The 21670-nt window shown below is 62.1% G+C and carries 19 protein-coding genes and 2 pseudogenes; 9 read left to right on the forward strand and 12 right to left on the reverse strand.

Annotated features, from left to right (window positions below; all coding sequences use genetic code 11):
• Positions 1-10 precede the first annotated feature (10 nt).
• Entirely contained in the window at positions 11-757 is a 747-nt protein-coding gene (locus tag PFEN_RS27535) for an SDR family oxidoreductase (protein WP_191489732.1), read from the reverse strand.
• A 434-nt stretch (positions 758-1191) separates the two neighbouring features.
• Between PFEN_RS27535 and PFEN_RS27540 the strand changes: the two genes are divergently transcribed.
• Complete coding sequence (locus tag PFEN_RS27540) at positions 1192-1431, forward strand: hypothetical protein (RefSeq protein ID WP_191489733.1); 240 nt, start codon at positions 1192-1194, stop codon at positions 1429-1431.
• 163 nt (positions 1432-1594) lie between these two features.
• Here PFEN_RS27540 and PFEN_RS27545 read toward each other — a convergent pair whose 3' ends face one another.
• The 3 genes from PFEN_RS27545 to PFEN_RS27555 form a co-directional block, all read right to left on the reverse strand.
• Positions 1595-1765 (reverse strand): hypothetical protein, encoded by a 171-nt coding sequence (locus PFEN_RS27545; RefSeq protein WP_191489734.1) that lies wholly within the window; start codon positions 1763-1765, stop codon positions 1595-1597.
• 148 nt (positions 1766-1913) lie between these two features.
• Positions 1914-2549, reverse strand: coding sequence for a response regulator transcription factor (locus tag PFEN_RS27550; protein WP_191489735.1), 636 nt, complete (start codon positions 2547-2549; stop codon positions 1914-1916).
• Positions 2550-2587: 38 nt separating this feature from the next.
• Positions 2588-4396: a PAS domain S-box protein gene (locus PFEN_RS27555; RefSeq protein WP_191489736.1), complete on the reverse strand. Its 1809-nt coding sequence runs from the start codon at positions 4394-4396 to the stop codon at positions 2588-2590.
• A gap of 229 nt (positions 4397-4625) precedes the next feature.
• Between PFEN_RS27555 and PFEN_RS27560 the strand changes: the two genes are divergently transcribed.
• Together PFEN_RS27560 and PFEN_RS27565 are read left to right on the forward strand one after the other, a co-directional pair.
• Positions 4626-6248 (forward strand): acyl-CoA synthetase, encoded by a 1623-nt coding sequence (locus PFEN_RS27560; protein WP_191489737.1) that lies wholly within the window; start codon positions 4626-4628, stop codon positions 6246-6248.
• 108 nt (positions 6249-6356) lie between these two features.
• Positions 6357-8129, forward strand: a complete 1773-nt coding sequence (locus tag PFEN_RS27565) for an acyl-CoA dehydrogenase C-terminal domain-containing protein (protein WP_191489738.1) — start codon at positions 6357-6359, stop codon at positions 8127-8129.
• Positions 8130-8195: 66 nt separating this feature from the next.
• Here the strand turns inward: PFEN_RS27565 and fos are convergent, their stop codons facing one another.
• The 3 genes and pseudogenes from fos to PFEN_RS27575 all read right to left on the reverse strand — a co-directional run bounded on the left by fos (position 8196) and on the right by PFEN_RS27575 (position 9145).
• On the reverse strand, positions 8196-8606 hold the full coding sequence (gene fos / locus PFEN_RS27570) for a fosfomycin resistance glutathione transferase (RefSeq protein WP_191489739.1): 411 nt from the start codon (positions 8604-8606) through the stop codon (positions 8196-8198).
• Positions 8607-8670: 64 nt separating this feature from the next.
• Positions 8671-8808 (reverse strand): annotated as a pseudogene (locus PFEN_RS30895) (type II toxin-antitoxin system HipA family toxin); the annotation flags it as partial.
• Between the two features lie 85 nt (positions 8809-8893).
• Positions 8894-9145 (reverse strand): helix-turn-helix domain-containing protein, encoded by a 252-nt coding sequence (locus PFEN_RS27575; protein WP_191489740.1) that lies wholly within the window; start codon positions 9143-9145, stop codon positions 8894-8896.
• Between the two features lie 230 nt (positions 9146-9375).
• Between PFEN_RS27575 and ggt the strand changes: the two genes are divergently transcribed.
• From ggt to PFEN_RS31700, 4 genes and pseudogenes are all read left to right on the forward strand, one after another.
• Positions 9376-11232 carry a gamma-glutamyltransferase gene (gene ggt / locus PFEN_RS27580; RefSeq protein WP_191489741.1) on the forward strand — a complete coding sequence of 619 codons (1857 nt, stop codon included), beginning with the start codon at positions 9376-9378 and terminating at the stop codon, positions 11230-11232.
• Positions 11233-11354: 122 nt separating this feature from the next.
• Complete coding sequence (locus PFEN_RS27585) at positions 11355-12815, forward strand: ArnT family glycosyltransferase (RefSeq protein ID WP_191489742.1); 1461 nt, start codon at positions 11355-11357, stop codon at positions 12813-12815.
• Between the two features lie 394 nt (positions 12816-13209).
• A pseudogene (locus tag PFEN_RS31695) lies at positions 13210-14094 on the forward strand (methyl-accepting chemotaxis protein); the annotation flags it as partial.
• A gap of 198 nt (positions 14095-14292) precedes the next feature.
• Complete coding sequence (locus PFEN_RS31700) at positions 14293-14997, forward strand: methyl-accepting chemotaxis protein (RefSeq protein WP_412071493.1); 705 nt, start codon at positions 14293-14295, stop codon at positions 14995-14997.
• Between the two features lie 65 nt (positions 14998-15062).
• On the opposite strand, the gene PFEN_RS27595 is transcribed toward PFEN_RS31700, so the two are convergent.
• The 4 genes from PFEN_RS27595 to PFEN_RS27610 all read right to left on the reverse strand — a co-directional run bounded on the left by PFEN_RS27595 (position 15063) and on the right by PFEN_RS27610 (position 18399).
• Positions 15063-15431, reverse strand: coding sequence for a glyoxalase superfamily protein (locus tag PFEN_RS27595; protein ID WP_191489744.1), 369 nt, complete (start codon positions 15429-15431; stop codon positions 15063-15065).
• A 131-nt stretch (positions 15432-15562) separates the two neighbouring features.
• Entirely contained in the window at positions 15563-16456 is an 894-nt protein-coding gene (locus PFEN_RS27600) for an NAD-dependent epimerase/dehydratase family protein (protein ID WP_191489745.1), read from the reverse strand.
• Positions 16457-16535: 79 nt separating this feature from the next.
• A complete protein-coding gene (locus tag PFEN_RS27605) occupies positions 16536-17489 on the reverse strand; it encodes a LysR family transcriptional regulator (protein ID WP_191489746.1) in 954 nt (317 codons plus the stop codon).
• A 142-nt stretch (positions 17490-17631) separates the two neighbouring features.
• Positions 17632-18399: a sulfite exporter TauE/SafE family protein gene (locus PFEN_RS27610; protein WP_191489747.1), complete on the reverse strand. Its 768-nt coding sequence runs from the start codon at positions 18397-18399 to the stop codon at positions 17632-17634.
• Between the two features lie 208 nt (positions 18400-18607).
• Here PFEN_RS27610 and PFEN_RS27615 point away from each other — a divergent pair, with 208 nt between their 5' ends.
• Both PFEN_RS27615 and PFEN_RS27620 read left to right on the forward strand, forming a co-directional pair.
• Positions 18608-19540, forward strand: a complete 933-nt coding sequence (locus PFEN_RS27615; RefSeq protein WP_191490270.1) for a LysR family transcriptional regulator — start codon at positions 18608-18610, stop codon at positions 19538-19540.
• Between the two features lie 39 nt (positions 19541-19579).
• Entirely contained in the window at positions 19580-19927 is a 348-nt protein-coding gene (locus PFEN_RS27620) for a cupin domain-containing protein (protein ID WP_191489748.1), read from the forward strand.
• A gap of 83 nt (positions 19928-20010) precedes the next feature.
• Here PFEN_RS27620 and PFEN_RS27625 read toward each other — a convergent pair whose 3' ends face one another.
• The gene (locus PFEN_RS27625) at positions 20011-21489 is read right to left on the reverse strand and encodes an NCS1 family nucleobase:cation symporter-1 (protein ID WP_191489749.1); all 1479 of its coding nucleotides are present in this window, start codon (positions 21487-21489) and stop codon (positions 20011-20013) included.
• Between the last annotated feature and the right edge of the window lie 181 nt (positions 21490-21670).

Below are 21670 nucleotides of genomic sequence, written 5' to 3' on the forward strand. Positions count from 1 at the left end.
AACTTCTCCTTTAAAGTTGCGAGGCTCCGCCATCGACCACCAGTTCGGTGCCGACCACATAGGAAGATTCGTCGCTGGCGAGATAGAGCGCCGCATACGCAATGTCCTCGGCCTTGCCCATGTGGCCCACCGGAACCGCCTGGGCGAACTCGGCCTTACGCTCGCGAACCCACTCATCGGACATCCCCCACTTGCTGATCAGGGGCGTATCCATCGCACCGGGCGCAATCGCGTTGAAGCGGATTTTCCGGTCAAGGAACTCGTAGGACCAACTGCGAGCCAGTGATCGCACGGCCGCCTTCGCCGCTGCGGTCAGGGAGATGCCATGCTTGCCGGTCTGCGCGACGAAGGATGTGTTGAGAATGACCGAAGCGCCCTCGCGCAAGTCGGGCAGCACCGCCTGAAGCGTGACCACCACGCCCTTGACGTTGATGTCCATGATCTCGTCATAGAGATCGTCGTCGATGTCGTTGAGTGGCGACGGGAATGCTCGACCGGCGTTGGCAAACACGACATCCAGGCCGCCGAAGCGCTCTTTCACCTCGGCGGCAATCGCCCGCATATCCTTGAGCGAACGCACGTCGCCCTGGAGCACCAGCGCGGTCTCGCCCAGCTCGGCCCGCACACGCTCGAATACGGCAACATCGCGACCGGTCACCGCGACCCGCGCGCCTTCAGCAATGAAGAGCCTGGCGGTGGCGAGACCGATGCCACTGGTACCGCCGGTGATCAAAACCGATTTGTTCTTGAGCCTCATCTTCTGTCCCCTTCTCTGCCTCGTGATTGGCCAAGCCGAAAGGTCATGGCGTCATCACGGTTATGCGCATGTCTGCGCTCGATTTCCCGGGCAAATTATGGAAACAGCTCCTTGATGGCGTAAAGGTCGTATAACCCTCAAAAAACGCCACAATCTAGCAGACAAACCGGTAGAGATCCTTACACCGAGATGCGCCAGATCATGAGATGGCCAAGGCGCTGAAAGCATTGTTGCAACGCTTACACAGCGTGGTGTCGAGGTTGAGTGAGAGGACGTTGTATCCCAAGGACCAGCGCCTTGCGCGGACAGGCGATCGGTTATCAGATCGAGTTCAAATGGGTGTTACAGTGGCGTGTAATTGCGAAAGATTTTCCAATTTTCATTCCGCATTAAAAATCAATATTAACCATTAAATTCAATCGGTTAAGGAAGACATGCCACAAGAAAGGCTCGACCTGTTACGACTTCCAAAACCCATCCGGGACCCTATCAGCGACCTGGTGCGGGCCTTCAATGCCGCCAGCACCATCGCGGACGTGGAGGCTGAAAGGGCCATGCAGATTGAATGGATCGGCGGCCTGGAAAGTGCCAAGCGCTTGCGGCCAGCCGATATCGAAGCGCTCTACATCATCTTTGACGATGCCGTGGAGGCGAAGCTGGCACAGTTGCGATGAATTTTAATCGCGGCGGTCAGCCTCCCCTACGCGGTGTCGACGACCTTGACGAAACCGACACTACTCAGGTGCTGCATGAAATAGCGGAGCGCTACAGCGCTGAACCCAATGATGACGGTCCACGCATCAATGGTCAGCTCTGTAATGAACGCAGGGAGCACTGTCAGATAATCGCGAAGGATTTGATTGCAACGAGCGTTGCTCCGGCACCGATTACGGCAAAGCCGAGGGACGCAAAAAGGGAAGAGGTATCGACGCCCAGGATCCCGGCAACCGCCACCCCCACAAGAGCGCCAGAGCAAACCAAACGAAGTGTTCTGAAGTTGATGGACATATCTCTTCTCCGTGAGCGATCAAAGCCGAGTCATGAGATCGAAAAGCAACGGCAACGATCAAATCCTAGCGAGCCCCCCAACCAACGATCAACAACAGGGTCGTTAGAAATAGTTTCAGGCACCCACGGAGCACTCACCGCTGAAGCCTCAACGCAACCTCAACGGATCCACCAACCCCACCGCAATCACCATCCCCACCAGATCCGGAAGGTTCTGCGCCTCCATGCGTTTCATGACCCTGGAGCGATACAGGTCGATGGTCTTCACACTGACCCCCAACTGCTCGGCAATTTCCCGATTGGCATAACCCTGCACCAGCGGCAACAACACATCGCGTTCGCGCGGGGTCAGGCTGTCCAGGCGGGCCTGGACCCTGGCCTGCCCTTCGCTCAGCGTCTGGCTGTCATCGGCCCGGCTCAAGGCCTGCTGCACACTGTCGAGCAGCAACTGTTCGTTATAGGGCTTTTCGATAAAGTCGAGCGCACCGGCCTTGAACGCCCGCACCACGATCGGCACATCGGCATGGCCACTGACAAAGATCACCGGCAAGCGGATATCCCGCGCCTTCATTTCTTCCTGCACATTCAATCCGCCCATGCCCGGCATGCGCACATCCAGCAGCACGCAGGCATTGAGCCTCGCATCGCAGGCCTCGAGAAAGTCCCGACCGCTGGTGAATGGCAGCGCCTTGAGGCCGACCGACTCCAGCAGCCAGACCGTCGAGTCGAGCATGCCCTGGTCATCGTCGACCACATAGACCAACTGCTGCGCCACACCCACCATTGCATTACTCCTGTTGTTATTTTTTTCAGGCCGGCACGTTATTGCGCCGGCAAGCGGCAGCACATCCGCAGACCGCTGGCCATCGGTTGCGCCCGCAGCTCGCCACCGAAGCCTTCGATGATGCTGCGACTCATCGACAATCCCAGGCCCAGGCCGTTGGCCTTGCTGGTGTAGAACGGGGTAAAGATCTGTTCCAGTTGCGCCGAGGACACACCAGGGCCCTGGTCGCTGACACTCACCTCCACGCCCCCCTCCGCGCCGCGCTCGGCCGCCAGGATGATCCGCGACGCCTGCCGCGGATGCTCCTCGCGATTGGCATCGATGGCATTGCGCAACAGATTGAGCAGCACCTGCTCCAGCAGCACCCGGTCGGCATAGATCGGCGGCAGATTATCCGGCAACCGCTCCTCGATCGTCACCTGGCAGGCGCTGGCTTCCCAAGCACACAGGCGCACCGTCTCGCGGGCCACTTCGCTGATATCCAGGGCCTGCATGCGCCGCCGGCCCTTGCGCAGAAACGCGCGCAGCCGCTTGATCACCTCGGAGGCGTGATTGGCGTGCACGGCGATACGCTCCAGCCCCTGGGCCACCCGCTCGACGGCCTGCGGATTACTATCCAGGGCCTGCAGATAACGCTGGCTGGCACTGGCGTAGTTGACCACCGCCGCCAGCGGCTGGTTCATCTCGTGGGCGATGCCCGAGGCCAGTTCGCCCAGGGTCACCAGCCGTGCGGTATGGGCCAGTTCGTCCTGATGGTGACGCTGCTGGGCCTCGCGCAATTCGCGCTCGGTCTGGTCGTGGGCCACCAGGGAGTAGAAGCGTTCGCCACTGGCCGAGCGATGCGCCAACAACATCAGCGATACCGGCACCGAGGTGCCGCCACCGAGCGGCTGCAGACGCGCCTCGATGCTCCAGCGAGCATCGCGTTCGGCGCGACTCCAGCCCTCGCGTTGCAGCGCCGCCAGCACATCGGCGGCAAGAAATTCAGCCAGGCTCGGCATCGCCGACTGTTCGCCGAGCATGAGGGTGCGCCGGGCCGCCGGATTGAGATAGGTGACATGACCACTGGGCTCGATAAACAGCACCGGGTCGGGGTTGGCTTCCACCACCTCCGCCAACCGGTGCTTGTTTTCCTCGGCCTGAACCCGGGCGGTAATGTCCCGGGACACACTGACCACCTCGACCACCGATCCGGTGTAGGTTTCGCGAATTGCCCGGCAGGCGGTCTCGAACCAGCGGTAATGGCCGTCGCGATGACGGATGCGGTAGGTCATGGTGTGATAACCATCCTGTTCCAGCGCGTCACGGGCCCGGTGGATCAGGCCGGCCAGATCCTGCGGATGGAACAGCTCGCGGGCCAGGCGACCGCGCAATTCTTCAGGCCAGTAACCGAGCAAGGTCGAGGACGCCGGGGACGCATCGAGAAAACAGCCATCGGGAGTATGCCGGGAAATCAGGTCGGTGGTGTTTTCGGTGATCAACCGATAGAGGCGCCTGGCCGTGGCCGACTCGCGTTCGGCGAGAATCTCCGTGGTGGCTTCGCGACAACGCGCCAGCACGCGGTTTTCTCGCGGATCGGGAATAAAGGTCCAAATCAGGATCCGTTGCTCGAACTGTGCCTCGACACCTTCAATGGCCCGTTGCTGCTCCAGGCACGCACGCACCAACGGTAGATGATTGACCGGCAATAGGGCCACGGCATCGGCCAGCGGCCGTTGCTCGAGCAGCGCCAGCAGTGCCCTGTTGAACTCCAGCGGCCGTGCCTGTGCATCGAGCAGCAAGCTCGGCTGCGGGTCATGGTCCAGCAACGGCGAACCGCGCCGCGAACTGATGGAGGTGGAATTCATCGCGGTCCCTGCCTGGAAAAAGGCCGGGCCCATAACGGCTTGACGGGCAGTGCGACAGTCATAATCGGAGCCTTGAAATTATTATAGTAGATATACTATACAACTCAGGTAGTACTTCCATATCTATCCGTAAACATTATATAAAAGACCCCGGATAAGTCATCGAGCGTCGGTAACGACCGAACGCCTCGGACATAGAGCTAATAATCAGCCACCGGGTACCTGAACCATGTCCATCTACGAGCAAGGCCTTGCGCCAGCTGCCGTTAATCATATTGCCCTTTCTCCGCTCAGTTTTATCGAGCGTACTGCCAAGGTCTACCCCGACTACCCCGCCGTGATCCACGGCTCGATCCGCCGCACCTGGGCCCAGACCTACCAGCGCTGCCGGCGCCTGGCCTCGGCGCTGGCCGGGCGCGGCATCGGCCGCAACGACACGGTGGCGGTGATGCTGCCGAACATCCCGGCCATGCTCGAAGCCCATTTCGGCGTGCCGATGATCGGCGCGGTGCTCAACGCCCTCAACGTGCGCCTGGATGCCGAAGCCATTGCCTTCATGCTGGCCCATGGCGAAGCCAAGGTGCTGATCGCCGACCGCGAGTTCCATGACGTGGTGCAAGCCGCCATCGGCATGCTCGATCACCCACCGCTGGTGATCGATGTCGATGACCCGGAATACGGCGAAGGCCAGGCCGTCAGCGACCTGGACTATGAAGCGCTGCTGGCCGAGGGCGATCCGGCCTATGACTGGCAGTGGCCGCAGGACGAATGGCAAGCCATTGCCCTGAACTACACATCCGGCACCACCGGCAACCCCAAGGGCGTGGTCTATCACCACCGCGGCGCCTACCTCAACTCCCTCGGCAACCAGATGATCTGGAGCATGGGCAATCACCCGGTCTACCTCTGGACCTTGCCGATGTTCCACTGCAACGGCTGGTGCTACCCCTGGGTGGTGACCGCGATGGCCGGGGTGCACGTGTTCCTGCGCCGGGTCGACCCGCAGAAAATCCTCAACCTGATCCGAGAACACCAGATCACCCACTTGTGCGGCGCGCCGATCGTGCTCAACGCCCTGGTCAACATGCCCGAGTCGGCCAAGGCCGCGATCGATCACCCGGTCAACGCCCTGGTCGCCGGTGCCGCTCCTCCGGCCAAGGTGATTGGCGCCGTGGAAGCCATGGGCATCAAGGTCACCCACGTCTATGGCCTGACCGAGGTCTATGGCCCGGTGACCATCTGCGCCTGGCATGAGGCCTGGGATGAACTGCCGCTGGAAGAGCGGGCACAGGTCAAGGCACGCCAGGGCGTGCGCTACCAGACCCTGGAAGGGTTGATGGTGGCCGATCCGAAAACCCTGGAGCCGGTCCCCAACGATGGCCAGACCATCGGCGAGATCTTCATGCGTGGCAACACGGTGATGAAGGGTTACCTGAAGAACCCCAGCGCCACGGCCGAAGCCTTCGAAGGCGGCTGGTTCCATACCGGCGACCTGGCGGTGAGCCACCCGGATGGTTATGTGGAAATCCGCGACCGGCTCAAGGACATCATCATTTCCGGCGGCGAGAACATCTCCACCATCGAACTCGAAGGCGTGCTCTATCGTCACCCGGCGGTGCTGGAAGCCGCGGTGGTGGCCCGCCCGGATGAAAAATGGGGTGAAACGCCGTGTGCCTTCATTACCCTCAAGGCCCATCACCAGGATGTGTGTGAGGCCGAGATCATTGCCTTCTGTCGTGAGCATCTGGCCGGGTTCAAAATACCGCGCAGCGTGGTCTTCACCCAGTTGCCCAAGACTTCGACCGGCAAGATCCAGAAGTTCGTCCTGCGCGATATGGCGAAAAAGCTCTAGCCTTTCCCTATCGACCCCAGGCGTTGCCGACGCCTGGGGTGACGCACATTTCCAGTGGCGCGGCCGAAGCCGAGCCAGCCATCCCAACTTTGCAGGAAGTCCCACGCCATGCCCGAGTTCAACGCTCCCCTGCGCGATATGCGCTTCGTGCTGCATGAAGTCTTCAACGCCCGCCAACTCTGGGCACGCCTGCCGGCCCTGGCCGAGACCGTCGACGCCGAGACCGCCGATGCGATTCTGGAAGAGGCGGCCAAGGTCACCGGCAACCTGATCGCCCCGCTCAACCGCAGCGGTGACGAAGAAGGCGCCCAGTGGCGCGACGGCCAGGTCAGCACCCCGATGGGCTTCAAAGACGCCTATGCCACTTATATCGAAGGCGGCTGGGTCGGCCTCAGCGGCAACCCGCAATTCGGCGGCATGGGCATGCCGAAGATGCTCGCCGTGCAATTCGAAGAAATGCTATACGGCGCCAACTCCAGTTTCGCCCTGTATTCGGCGCTGACTTCCGGCGCCTGCCTGGCCATCGACGCCCATGCCAGCGAGGCACTGAAAGAGCGCTTCCTGCCGCCGATGTACGAAGGCCGCTGGGCCGGCTCCATGTGTCTGACCGAAGCCCATGCGGGCACCGACCTCGGCCTGATCCGCACCCGTGCCGAGCCGCAGGCCGATGGCAGCTACCGCATCAGCGGCAGCAAGATCTTCATCACCGGCGGTGAACAGGACCTGACCGAGAACATCATCCACCTGGTGCTGGCCAAGTTGCCGGACGCGCCAGCCGGGCCCAAAGGCATCTCGCTGTTCCTGGTACCGAAAATCCTCGTCGATGCCGATGGCAGTCTGGGTGCCGCCAATGCCGTCAGTTGCGGTTCGATCGAACACAAGATGGGTATCAAGGCCTCTGCTACCTGCGTGATGAACTTCGACGGCGCCAGCGGCTGGCTGATCGGCGAAGCCAACAAGGGTCTGGCGGCAATGTTCACCATGATGAACTACGAGCGGCTGTCCATCGGCATCCAGGGTATCGGTTGCGCCGAAGCGTCCTACCAGAATGCCCGGACCTACGCCCGCGAGCGCCTGCAAAGCCGTGCGCCGAGCGGAGCGGTGGCCAAGGACAAGGTAGCCGACCCGATCATCGTCCACCCCGACGTGCGGCGCATGCTGCTCAGCATGAAGGCCATGACCGAAGGCGGCCGCGCGTTCGCCAGCTATGTCGGCCAGCAACTGGACCTGGCCAAGTTCTCCGACCAGCCTGATGAACGGCACAATGCCGAAGCCCTGGTCGCGCTGCTGACCCCGGTGGCCAAGGCGTTTTTCACCGACACCGGGTTGGATAGCTGCATCCACGGCCAACAGATCTTCGGCGGCCATGGCTATATCCGCGAATGGGGCCAGGAACAGTTGGTGCGTGACGTGCGCATCGCGCAGATCTACGAAGGCACCAATGGCATCCAGGCCCTCGACCTGCTGGGTCGCAAGGTGGTGGGAAACGCTGGGGTTGCCCTGCGCCTGTTCACCGCCGAGATTCGCCACTATGCCGCGCAGCCCGGCGTAGCCCATGCCGACGCACTGCTGGACGCGGTGCAGCGCCTGGAAAGCCTCAGCGACTGGCTACAGGAACAGGCCGTGCACAACCCCAACGCCATCGGCAGTGCCTGCGTCGAATACTTGCACTTGTTGGGTTATGTCGCCTACGCCTACCTCTGGGCGCGCATGGCCCAGGTCGCGCAAGACAAGCACGGCGAGGATCCAGGGTTCTACGGGGCGAAACTGGCAACCGCACAGTTCTATTTCAGCCGCTTGCTGCCGCGTATCCTGAGTCTGGAACAGAGCATTCGTGCGGGTAGTGCGTCGTTGTTTGGGCTGGACGCCGAGCAGTTCTAAACCTATACCTGCCGCGTGCGGCAGGTGTTGATCCCGCACCGAACGCGGCCACCACACAGAATGCACTCAGTCAAAAAACTCCATCCCCTCATAGGGTTGGAGTCGGCATTGCTCAAGCCGACTGGCAAGAGAACCGACATGCACTTCAAGCTTGTGCCCGTCCGGATCGGAAAAGTAGAACGAGTCCCCTTCACTCGAATTGCGCTTCCACTGAATAACCTCATGCGCCTGTAAGCGCGCCGTGAAGGTTTCGAAAGTCTCCTGCCCGACCGAGAACGCAAAGTGCGTGTAATCGGCATGCGACGGTGTAGCCCGTGACTCGTCAAGCGACAGGCAAAGCCACAGATCCCCCAGAGACAGGTAAGCCCCCGCCACCCAACGCGCCTTCAAGTGAAAGCCGAGCAAGGACTCATAGAAGTCGACACTACGAGCCAGATCCGTAACCGCCAAGGTGAGATGATTCAATCCGGTCAGCACCCGCCCTGCTCCCCTATTGATTTTCCGTTCGCTAACCAAACGTTCGAATAAACGGAGCCGCCGCCTCAGGTACCAAGACCTTTGGCTGCACGCCAGAAATACCCGCGCGCGTAATGTAACGGTCAACCAGATCAGCGAAGATATCTTCTGTTCTATCCCAGCTCAGGATTTCTCCCAGCGTTTCCCCTGGGAAGGGTTTCCGCTGTAGCGAAACAGATACTCCGCGTCACGATGCACAAGGCGTCCGCTATCGCCTTGCGGCGTCCTGACTTTCAGCGATCCCATCTTCATTCGAAAAGATCCTTCACATCATCCAGCGTCGGCATCACCGCCGGAATCACCCGCAACTCGCAATCCAGTGCCCCCAGGGCCCGCGCATAAGCGGTCACGCTGACGGAACCGCTGCCTTTTTCCACGGCCACCACTTTCTGCCGGGTGAGCCCCGCCAGATGCGCCAGTTGCGCCTGGGTCAGACCACGATTCATGCGCTTATCGCGTATCTGTAATCCCAACCGCTGGGTAATCGTTTGATAGTCCATGTCTCGAATTCACGACATCAGCTTCGCAATGTATCATATACAGGACATGCAATCTCAGGTCAAAACCTTGCCTCCCTGGAACCTGAGAAAGAAGTCACCTAATCCAACGGGGTCTTCAGCGCCACCTACGCGCTGACTTCGGTTTTCCCGTGTGTCGGCAGCGCCGACACTTTTGCATCATGCCGATCAACGATTGTTCCCGCCACAATGCCCGGACTATAGTGCCGGGCATGCCCAAGGCAGGAGCCTACACAGTGCACTCACATTTCCCGGCGCGTCTTTTCTCCCTTTGTATCCTGGCCATCAGCCTGGCGCTCACGGCCTGCAACGCCCCCCCTTCAGCGTCGGCCATCGCCCAACCCCTCGCCCCGGAAATCGGTAGCGGCTATCGCAGCGGCCTGCTCACGCAACACGCGACCCGGCACATGGCCGCGGCGGCCAACCCATTGGCGGCCGAGGCCGGGCGCGAGATTCTGCGCCAGGGCGGCTCCGCCGTGGACGCGGCAATCGCCATGCAAGCCGTGCTGACCCTGGTGGAACCACAAGCCACCGGCATCGGCGGCGGCGCGTTCATCATGGTCTGGGACGGCAAGCAGGTGCACGCCTACGACGGGCGTGAAACCGCGCCGGCGGGTGCCACCGAGAAACTCTTCCTCAAGCCTGACGGAACGCCAATGGCCTTCACCCAGGCCCAGATCGGCGGACGCTCGGTGGGTACGCCCGGGGTGATGCGCGCCCTGGAACTGGCCCACCGCAAGCAGGGCCGTCTGCCCTGGGCGAAGCTCTTCGATCCCGCCATCCGCCTCGCCGAACAAGGCTTCGCGATCTCACCGCGGCTGCACAAGCAGATCGTCGCCAGCCCGTTCCTGCCCCACTCGCCAGCCATGGCCGCGTACTTCCTCAATGCCGACGGCAGCCCGAAAGCCGTCGGTACGACGCTGAAGAATCCACAACTGGCCGCCGTACTCAAGCGCATCGCCAACGAAGGCACGGATGCGCTCTACAAGGGGGCCATCGCCAAGGAGATCGTCGCGGCGGTCAATGGCAGCGCCAACCCCGGCAGTCTCTCGCTGGCCGACCTGCAAGGCTACCAGGCCAAGGAACGCACGCCGCTGTGCTCGGACTACAAGCAGTGGCAGCTCTGCGGCATGCCGCCACCGTCCTCCGGCGGCATCGCCATCGCACAGATCTTCGGCACCTTGCAGGCCCTGGAAGCACAGGACAAACGCCAAGCGCTGCCCGCGCTCGGCCCGCTGAAAAGCTCGAGCCCCGCCGGCCTCGAACCGCAACCACAAGCCGTGCACCTGATCGCCGAAGCCGACCGGTTGGCCTATGCCGACCGTGGCCTATATGTCGCCGACAGCGATTTCATCCCGGTTCCGGTCGCCGGGCTGATCGACCCCGGCTACCTCGCCAGTCGCGCCCGCCTGATCGGTGAACGCAGCCTGGGCCAGGCCGAACCCGGGGTCCCGGCCGGAATCCAGGTGGCCCTGGCCCCGGACCGCTCGCCGATGCGTATCGCCACCTCGCAGATCGTCGCCGTCGACGACCAGGGTGGCGCCGTGTCGATGACCACCACGGTGGAAAGCTCGTTCGGTTCGCACCTGATGGTCGAGGGTTTTATCCTCAACAACCAGTTGACCGACTTCTCCTTCGTCCCGAGCGAAAATGGCAAACCGGTGGCCAATCGGGTCGAGCCGGGCAAGCGACCACGCTCGTCCATGGCGCCGACCCTGGTGTTCGACCGCGCGAACGGCGAGTTTATCGGCACCGTCGGCTCGCCCGGCGGCTCGCAGATCATCGAGTACGTCTCCAAGACCCTGGTCGGCCTGCTGGACTGGAAACTCGACCCGCAGTCAGCCATCAATCTGCCCAACTTCGGCAGCCGCAATGGTCCCACCGAACTGGAGCAAGGCTTGTTCTCGCCGCAACTGCTGAAGGCCCTGCAGGACCGGGGCCATGTCATCAACGAACTGGAGATGACCAGCGGTACCCAGGCCATCATGCGCGTGCGTGACGCCAAGGGGCAGTCGTCATGGGCCGGCGGCGCCGACCCACGGCGTGAAGGCGAGGCCCTGGGCGACTGAAACATCTTGGCACACACAGGCACTACCGCTCTTCACAAGATGTTGAGAAATCGCCCCGTATACTTTTTCGATCAACAGCTTGCCTTGCGACCCAATTCCTCTCTTTCGGTATGACTATGCGAATGACACGCCCTTTCCTGCTCCTGCTCCTGCTGAGTGGCCTATTGTTCTTTTTCGGACTGGGCAATCACGAACTGCAAGGTTCCACCGAGTCCCGGGTGGCCGGGATCGCGATGGAGATGCACCTGACCCAGGACTGGGTCACCCCGCACCTGCTCGGCGAACCCTTTCTGGAAAAACCACCGCTGAGCCTCTGGCTCGATGCCGGCGCCATCCAGCTGTTTGGCGGCACGCCCCTGGCCGTGCGTCTGGCCTCGGCGTTCGCCGGCCTGTTCACGGTGCTCGCGCTGTTTGTCTTCCTGCGCAAGATCGGGCGCCCCACCTTGCTGGCCTGGACCGCCGCGGCCATGCTCGTGACCATGGCCAGTTACCTGGGCAATGCCCGCCAGGTCGGTGAAGACGCGCTGCTCTGCCTCGGTGTAACCCTGGCCCTGCTGGCCTTCTACCGCGCGAACGAGCAGCGCTCGCAGAACAACCCAAGCCTGGGCGCCTGGAGTGTCTTCGCCCTCGGCATCGTGATCTCGACCCTGAGCAAAGGGGTGTTGGGCCTCGCCCTGCCCGGTATCGTGATTTTCGTCTACCTGGTGACTCAAAGCCTGATCGACAAACGCTTCGACCTCGGCAACTGGCTGCGCCCGGCGCTGTTCACCGCGCTCGGGCTGATCCCCCTGCTGATCTGGCTGTGCCTGCTCTATCAGCGCGGCGGCATGCAGGCGGTCGGCGAAGTGCTCTGGGCCAACAGCGTCGGACGTTTCAGCGGCTCCTTCACCGCCGCCGGGCACTACGAACCGTTCTACTACTATCTGGCCAAGCTCCCGGAAGCCTTCCTGCCCTGGAACCTGCTGGTGTACCTGGGCCTGTGGAGCCTGCGCAAGCGTCTGGTGGATAATCGCCACCTGCTGTTCGCCAGCGTCTGGTTCCTGGCCCAGTTCACCCTGCTGACCCTGGCCTCCAGCAAGCGCATGGTCTACATGGTGTCCATGGCTCCGGCCGCCGCCATCATCGCCGCCGAATATTCAGCGCTGATCCTCGAGTGGCTGCGTGGGCGCTCGGCCACTTCAGCTTTCAGCGCCAAGCTGGTGAAGCTTCACCGGCCCCTGGCCATGGGGCTGCTGGCACTGGTGGTCTGCGGTTACCTGGTGGCGGCGGCACGGGAGTCGCGTTCTGACCTCAAGAACTCCTTCAAACCCTTGACCGACCAGGTCATCGAACTGCAGGCCCATGGCAAGCAGGTAGCCCTGTACCATCCGGAAGAACGCCTGGCCTCCACCGTGTTCTATACCCGGCGCCAGCAGCAGGTGCTGATGAGCGAAGCCGAGCTGACGGCCTTCCTGGCCGCCTCGCCGGACAATGTGGTCATCGTCGACCAGGGCCAGAACGTGTCGCCGCCAGCGGCGCCGATCAAGGTCCTGGCCAACATCACCATCGGCGGCAAGCGTTTCTATACGTTCTACGGGCAATAAGCTGCACCGCACGCTCCATCGGTAAAGAACCGGCGCCTCGCAGCGCCGGTTTTTTTTGCCTGAAAAAAGCCCGCCTCAGGCCGAGACAGACAACGTTATCGTCATTACAGCGACATCTTGAAACATATGGCATAACAAAATCCTTTCAGCTAATGGCATTACCGCCGATATCCCCCCTACGAACAAATTCAGCTGGCTCCAAAAACAACACCTTCCAGCCACCCGATAGCACGCGACACCAAGTTCCTGGAGGAATTTAATGAATAGCTGGTTTGGCAATATCAGCGTCAATCTGAAACTGGGCCTGGGTTTCGGCCTGGTACTGCTCCTGACGATCATCCTGGCGCTGACCGGCTGGAACAGCCTGGGCGGTCTGATCGACCGCAGCAACTGGATGAGCGACATCACCCAGCTCAATGCCTCGCTGACCAAACTGCGGGTGGCACGTCTGCAATACATGCTGACCAATGGCGACGAAACCGCCGCACAGAACGTGCAGGTCAACCTGGACGCGTTCATCGTGCAACAGAAAAAGCTGCTCGACAGTTTCAAGAGCCCGGAAAACCTCAAGCTGCTCAAAGAGCAGGACGACCTCATCAAGCAATACCAACAATCGCTGAACAAGATGCGCGATAGCTATCGCACGGCCAACAGCGCACGCCAGACCATGGGCGACAACGCCGAAACCATCAACAAACTGATTACCGCCATCCATGCCCAGGTGCTGCAAATGGCGCCCGGCGAGGAAGGCCGCTTCGAACGCTTCCAGGCCATCACCCGGGCCAAGGAGCAGTTCCAGCTGACGCGTTATGAAGTGCGTGGCTACACCGCCAACAGCAACCCCGACACTGAGCAGAAAGCCTTCAATCAACTGAGCGCAGCGATCGATGGCCTCAAGGCCCTGGCGCAAGCCTTCAGCGTGGCCGAACAGGGCGCCGTGAGCCAGCTCGAAACCGCCCTGGGCAACTACCGCACCGCCATGCAGGCCTACAAGACCGCCAACGCCGCCGCGTTGCAGGCGCGCAAGGAAATGACCGAGCAAGGCAACGACATCGTCGCACGCAGCGAAGCGCTGTATCAGATCCAGCTGGACCGTCGTGACAGCGAGAGCGCCCAGGCCCGCACCCTGCAACTGGGCAGTACATTGCTGGCCTTGTTGGTCGGGATTCTCGCCGCCGTGATCATTACCCGGCAGATCACCCGGCCGATCCGCGAGACCCTCGGTGTGGTCGAGCGCATTGCCGCCGGCGACCTGACCCACAACCTGGTGGTGACCCGCCGCGATGAACTGGGCGTGTTGCAACAAGGCATCCAGCGCATGGGCAGCACCCTGCGCGACCTGATCAGCGGCATCCGCGACGGCGTCACCCAGATCGCCAGCGCCGCCGAGGAGCTCTCGGCGGTCACCGAACAGACTAGTGCCGGAGTCAACAGCCAGAAAGTGGAGACCGACCAGGTCGCCACGGCCATGCACGAAATGACCGCCACCGTTCAGGAGGTCGCGCGCAATGCCGAACAGGCCTCCCAGGCCGCGGCCGCGGCGGACGGTGAAGCCCGCGCGGGTGACAAGGTGGTCGGTGAGGCCATCGCCCAGATCGAACGCCTGGCCACCGAAGTGGTGCGCTCGACCGAAGCCATGACCGTGTTGCAGCAGGAAAGCGACAAGATCGGCGCGGTCATGGACGTGATCAAGGCGGTGGCCGAACAGACCAACCTGCTGGCACTCAACGCCGCCATCGAGGCGGCGCGGGCCGGTGAAGCCGGACGCGGGTTCGCGGTGGTGGCCGACGAAGTCCGCGGTCTGGCCCAACGCACGCAGAAGTCCACCGAGGAAATCGAGGGCCTGGTGGCTGCCTTGCAAAACGGCACCCAGCAAGTGGCGAACGTGATGAATAACAGCCGCAGCCTGACCGACAGCAGCGTCGCCCTGACCCGCAAGGCCGGCGCCTCACTGGAGAACATCACCCGCACGGTGTCAAACATCCAGTCGATGAACCAGCAGATCGCCGCGGCGGCCGAGCAGCAGAGCGCGGTGGCCGAGGAGATCAGCCGCAGTATCGTCAATGTGCGCGACGTGTCCGAACAGACCGCCGCCGCCAGCGACGAAACCGCCGCCTCCAGCGTCGAACTGGCCCGCCTGGGCAATCAGCTACAGATGATGGTCAGCCACTTCCGCGTATAACGCCATGGCCTCGCGATGCCCCACGGAACGGAATCAGTGGCGCGGGGGCCGCAACGAAGGTGCTGTCAGGCGCAAATCGCGTTGGTAAACACCAGCCGGTTACCGAATGGATCATAGAGGGTCATGTCCAGGCTTCCCCAGGGCATGGCCTGGATCTCAAGCGGTGCGGCGCCCGTCGCCTTGTCCAGCAAGCGCGCCCTGAACCCCTCCAGTTCGTCGGTTTCGATACGCAGCGCCGCCCCCGGCGCCGCATCGCCAGTGTGCTCGCTCAGGTGCAGCACGCAATCGCCCCGGGACACTTGCAGGTACAACGGAAACCCGGGCTCGAAACGATGCTGCCAATCGACGCGGAAGCCAAGGAAGTCAACGTAGAACGCCAACGCCTTGCCCTCGTCGTCGATACGCAAGACGGGCGTGGTTTTACCGAAGCTCATGAGGGGGTCTTCCTGGCTACCTGAATCAAAGCGCTTCGGCCTGGAAAACAGATTCTTTAATAGCTAGGTGCCAGCACCGCCAAAAGAGCGAACCCGGTCGCAAAAACCGCGTCGTAAAGCCCCCGGCGCCCTCACACCATCTCGTTGAGGATCCACTCGGTCACCGAGGTCCGCTTGGGCACCCAGCCCAGCAATTCGCGGGCCTTCCGGCCACGCACCCGGCTGTTGGAGCCCAGGCCGTAGTTGGCCATTTCATAACCCCACTCGGCTTCGGCATCGGCCAGCGGCCAGTCTTGCTGCTCGCCCAGGTGCAGGGCGCGGGCCATGGCGCGGGTCATATCGATAAACGCGGCCTCGCCGCTTTCCACGAAATAGAAGGTGCCCGCCGGCGTCTTCGTCAGCGCCAGCAGGTACAACGCCACCACATCGTCGATATGCACGTTGGACCAGATGTTCCGGCCACTGCCGACATGACGCACCACACCACTCTTGCGTGCCTGCTTGAGCAGCCGCGGCAACTGCACGCTATCGCGCTTCACACCCAGGCTGTGACCGTAGATCAGTGTGTTGCAGAGCACCGCCGAACGCACGCCGAACGCGGCCGCGCCCAACACCAGGTTGTCGATGGCCACGCGGGCGGCCTTGTCGACGGTCGGTTCGGGCAGGTGATCTTCGTAGTAGATGTTGTCGCTGGCCAAGCCACCGGAGGCATCGCCGACGATGCTTGAGCCGCTGGTGTGCAGCAAGACCTTGTCGGAACCGCGCAGGGCGCCGAGCAAGGCTTCGACCGCGCCACGATGGTCGCTGCTGGCGGCGTTGATCACCGCGTCGGCCTGACGCGCCTGTTCGGCGAGCAGCAGGCTGTCATCCAGGCTGCCGATGACCGGAGCAATGCCCAGGTGACGCATTGCTTCGGCCTGTTCGGCGCTGCGCACAAGCCCCGTGACCCGATGCCCGGCCTTGACCAGGCCCGTGGCGATGGAGCCGCCGATAAAGCCGGCGGCGCCGGTAATGAAAACGTTCATGGTGAGACTCCGTGCAGGGGTAAGTAATCGATCCAGTATCGAAGACTTATCCGTGCCGAATAAGCCGGCATGGCCCAATTCACTCTTGCGCGGGAGTCACGAATTGCCTGAGAACATTGTCTTGACCAACAAGCACTGGAGCGGCGTAACCCGCCAGCTTGTCCTGGATAAAATCGAGGAAGCACTGAATCCGCAACGCCAGTTGCGAGTTGCGGTAGTACACCGCGTGAATCGGCTGGCGATAACCGCTATTGGCTTCGGGCAGGATCACCCGCAGGCGCCCGGAGTGGATATCCTGGTGGGTCATGAAGTGCGACAGGCAGACAATGCCCTGTCCTTCCAGCGCCAACTGGCGCAAGGTCTCGCCGCTGGACGCGCTGATACCCGGCTGGATCTGCCAGCGGTCGCCCTGGGCATGCCGCAACGGCCAGTGGTTCAGGCTTTCGGTCTGGGTGAACCCAAGCAGCGTGTGCCCGGACAACTCGCTGACGCTGGCCGGCACCCCATGCCGCTCCAGATACGCGGGACTGGCGAGGATATTCAGCGGGCTGCTGCCCAGGGAGCGCGCATGCAGGGTCGAGTCCGCCAGGTTACCGATACGAATGGCGACATCGGTACTTTGCTCCAGCAGATCGATAATCAGATCGTTGCTGTTGAGTTCCAGCTGGATATCCGGGTACAGGCGACGAAACTCCGCGATATAGGGCACCACCGCATGCAGCATGAAGGGCGAGGCGGCATTGATCCGCAGGCGTCCGGAGGGTGTCTGCTGACGCAGGGACAGGCGCTCTTCCAGCTCATCCATCTGCGCCAGGATCTGCTTGGCCCGCTCGAAGAAGAACTTGCCCTCCTCGGTCAGGTCCATGCGCCGCGTGGTGCGATTGATCAAGGTGATTTCCAGCTTGGCCTCGAGCCGCGACAGGCTGCGACTGACCGCCGAGGGAGTCTGGCCGACCTGTTCGGCCGCGGCGGAAATCGAGCCGCACTCGATCACGCACACGAAGATCTGCAATTCATCGGATCTGGCTTTCACCGCCGTTCCTCGTTGGAAAAACAGCCTTGATAGTAGCCGCCCCTTGCATTGAAACCCATGGCTTTTGCTCAAAGCACATGAATAGCCAAGCAATTGTTGCCTAGGTTTTTGTGGCCAGCGGAACGGCTCCCCCCTTCTTCGGCTAGCCGCCGCTCAGCAAGTGCCCGCCCAGCAGGCCCAGGCCGATAAAAAATACCCGTTTGAACAGCACGGCACTGACCCGCTGACGCAGCCATTGCCCCAGCAGCATGCCGAGGAGAGCGGGAACCAGGACCAGCAACGAGGCGCCGAGGGCACCGTCGCCCAACGCACCACGCCAGAACAGGCCGAGCGCCAGTGCCAGGGTCGATACGCTGAACGACAGGCCCAGCGCCTGCACCAGCTCATCCTTGTTCAACCCCAGCGCTTGCAGGTAAGGCACGGCGGGAATGACGAACACGCCGGTGGCCGAGGTGATGATGCCCGTGACCAGCCCACACGCCGGGCCCAACCAACGCTCCAGGCCGGCACCAACCCGCAGCGGTGGCAGGAACAGGCCGCTCAAGGCATACAGCAGCAAGGCCGCGCCCAGTGCCCGCACCACCCCATGACCGCCGTCCATCCCGCCCAGCCACAGCGTGCCACCGGCAGTACCGAGGAAGATCGCCAGCAACATCGGCCATAACCGCCGGAGCAGGCTCGACAGATGTCCACCCGCCGCCAGTTGCCAGACATTGGTCAGGGTCGCTGGAATGATCAACAAGGCCGCAGCCTGCGTCGGAGCCATAGCCAGGCCGAGCAAACCCATGGCAACCGTTGGCAGCCCGAGGCCGATCACGCCCTTGACCATGCCCGCCAGCAGAAAGGTGCCCAGTACCAGTAGAGAAAGGGTCAGGCCCAGGTTCTGGTAAAACTCGAGAAGTGTTTTCATGGGCATAGGCTGAACCCGGGCGACGAGTTTGAAAATCTGCCATCCGTTGAGCTAGCCTCTTGAATAGCAAGAGACAGACTCAACCTGTAGAAGCCAGCTTGCTGGCGATGAGGCCCTTGGGTCTTGCCTTGCCCTTATGGTCGCCATCGCCAGCAAGCTGGCCCCTACGGTTTTTTTTGGGGGGGCACACTGAATCGAGCGTATGAACATGCACTTCGACCTGATCGACCTTCAGTTGCATCTGAACATCCTCGATGCCGGCAACATCACCGCCGGGGCCGCGCGCAGTCACTTGTCATTGCCGGCCGCCAGTGCGCGGATACGGGCTCTGGAAGCGTCCCTTGGCACACCGCTGTTCCTGCGCGGTCGCCGGGGTGTCAGCCCCACGCCCGCCGGCAAGGCCCTGGTCCAGCATGCCCGGCTGATGCTGCGACAAGCCGAACGCCTGCGCCAGGACCTGGCCGAGTACGCCCGAGGCGTGAAAGGCCAGGTCCGCCTGCTGGGCAACAGCGCGGCGATCAGCGAATACCTGCCGGAACGGCTCGCCGACTTCCTGCACAGCCACCCCCATATCGATATCGACCTGCAGGAGCTGCCCAGCCTGCGCATTGTTCACAGCATCAGCCAGGGGGCGGCGGAGATGGGTATCGTCTCCGACGCCGTGGATACCCGGGACTTGCAGACCCGCTACTTTTGCGATGACCCATTGGTGGTGGCGATCCCTCGGGACCACCCTTTGGCGCGGCAACCGCACTTGCGCTTCAACGATACCTTGCACCACGAACAGGTCGGCCTGCCTGCAAGCAGCGCCCTGGCGGTGTACCTCGAAGAGCAGGCCCTGCACCTGGGGATGCGCCTGCAACTGCGGGTACGGGCCGACGGCTTCGACGGCGCGTTGCGCATGATCGCCCGTGGTGCCGGTCCCGGCATCGTGCCCCAGGCGACCCTGCGGCGCTGGCCGGGCGTTGCCCCCTTTATCAGCCGCCCACTGCCCGAACCCTGGGCCCGGCGCAAGCTGCTGCTGTGCGCCCGCGCGTTCGAACACCTGCCGGGTTACGCCCGGACCTTGCTCGAGGCGTTATGCGCTCATGGGCAGGTCGATGTCGAACCTGGACAACCGCTCCACGCCGACGACCGCTAGGGTGCAGGCTTCCTCACCAACCTGCGCCCGGAGCCCAGCATGTCCAATCCACCGATCACCGTTCTGCGCGACACCCATCCGTTGCCGGTCCTCGATGCCTGCAAATGGGAAAAACTGGCGGGCGACCCGCACACCGTCAACCTCAACGCCTACACCAGCGAAGACGGCAGCAAGATCATGGGCACCTGGATCTGCACTCCGGGCAAATGGCGGGTCGACTACGTGAAGTGGGAATACTGCCACTTCCAGGAAGGCTACTGCATCATCACCCCGGACGGCCTGGCCCCGATTCACCTGCGCGCCGGCGATATCTTCGTGGTCGAGCCCGGAATGAAAGGCACCTGGGAAGTCGTGGAAACCGTGCGCAAGTACTTCGTCTTCGCCTGATTGCGCGGCGCCGGGACCGGACACCGCCCTTCGCCGCCAGCGAAACGACGCCCGCCCCGGCCACGTCGTTTCGCCCGGCCCCGCTAGACCGACTCGCCGAGCGGCGCAAGCGCCGCTCCCAGGCGATTTGCCAGCACGTAGAGCAGCGCGGCGCTGCCGGCACCGATCAACCACCCCCAGTCGCCGACATTGAAAATCAAGCCGAAAGCTCCCAGCAACGCCAAGCCGATCGATAGACTCCCCGACACAATCAGCGCGAACAAGGCTTTGATGTTCCAGCCGCCCTCGAAAAACAACGAACCATCAGGCGACAGGCTGTACAGATCCTCCAGCTTGATGACCTGCCGCTTCACCAGGTAATAGTCGGCGACCATGATGCCGAACATCGGCCCCAATACGGCGCCGAAGATACTCACGAATAGAGTGATTGCCTGGGGACTCGACACGAACAGCCAGGGGCAGACCAGCACCGAGAGGATCGAGGTAATCAGGCCACCCAGCTTGAAGTTGATTTTCTGCGGCGCGAGATTGGCGATGTCATAGGCGGGCGAGACGAAGTTGGCCACGATGTTGATCCCCATGGTGGCGACGATGAACGTGAGCGCACCGATGATCGAGACCAGTGGGTTGTTGATCTTCTCGACAATCAGCACCGGGTCCATGATGGCCTCGCCGAAGACCTTCATCGAACCGCCGGTGACAATGACCGTGATGATCGCAAAGACGAGGAAGTTCACCGGCAGGCCCCAGAAGTTGCCCTTTTTCATCACCGCCTCACTCTTGGCGAAGCGGGAAAAATCGCCGAAGTTCAGCAGCAACGCGGCGAAGTAGGCCACGATCAGCATCGCCGCGCTGGCCATCAGGCCGATCGACTCCAGGCCCGTGAAGTGCTTATCCGAAAACTGCATCGAAAAACTGTCCATGCCCGTCTTCGAAATCATCCAGCCGGCCAGCACGAACATGACCAGATAGACCACCGGGCCGCAGAAATCGATAAATTTGCGGATCGTCTCCATCCCGGCGAGGAAGATCACCAACTGAAAGAACCACATGAAGGCGAAACTGATCCAGCCCAGCGTGGACAGTCCCAGCAGACTGTTGTGGGTGAAATCCTGCGCCGCGGGCAGCAGCGCGATCACCAGCACCTGCACGGCCTTGGAGGCGAAATAGGTCTGCACCCCGTACCAGACGATTCCCACGACCCCGCGCACGATCGCGGCGAGATTGGCGCCCATGACGCCGAAAGACATGCGCGCGACCACCGGAAACGGAATGCCGTACTTTTGCGACGGCTTGCCGATCAGGTTCATCAGGAAATAGACAATGGTGATCCCGACGATCATCGAGAGCAGCACCTGCCAGCCCGTCAGCCCGAGAAAGAACAGGCTGGCGGCAAAGGTATAGCCACCGACCGAATGCACGTCGGACATCCACATCGAGAACAGGCTGAACGTCCCCCAGGTGCGTCCCTCCGGCGCCGTGGGGGCGAGGTCCCGGTTATAGAGCTGGGCGTGCGCGCCGGTGATGACCACCACCGGGACTTGATTTGCATCGATCGACATTGGGCTGACTCCCATGATTTTTCGCATTCTGATTGGCGTTATTTTGAATACATAGGCGAGCGATATTGGTCACAACCTCAAGCCCGATAAACACGCATCAGCAAAATACGCGCCAGAAGAGCCATGCGCCGTCTTGTTCACACACGAAGGGCGGATCTTGAAGGGGCTGTGCGGCGCGACC

The sequence above is a fragment of the Pseudomonas sp. FEN genome (assembly GCF_904067045.1).
In the GTDB taxonomy this organism is placed as follows: Bacteria; Pseudomonadota; Gammaproteobacteria; order Pseudomonadales; family Pseudomonadaceae; genus Aquipseudomonas.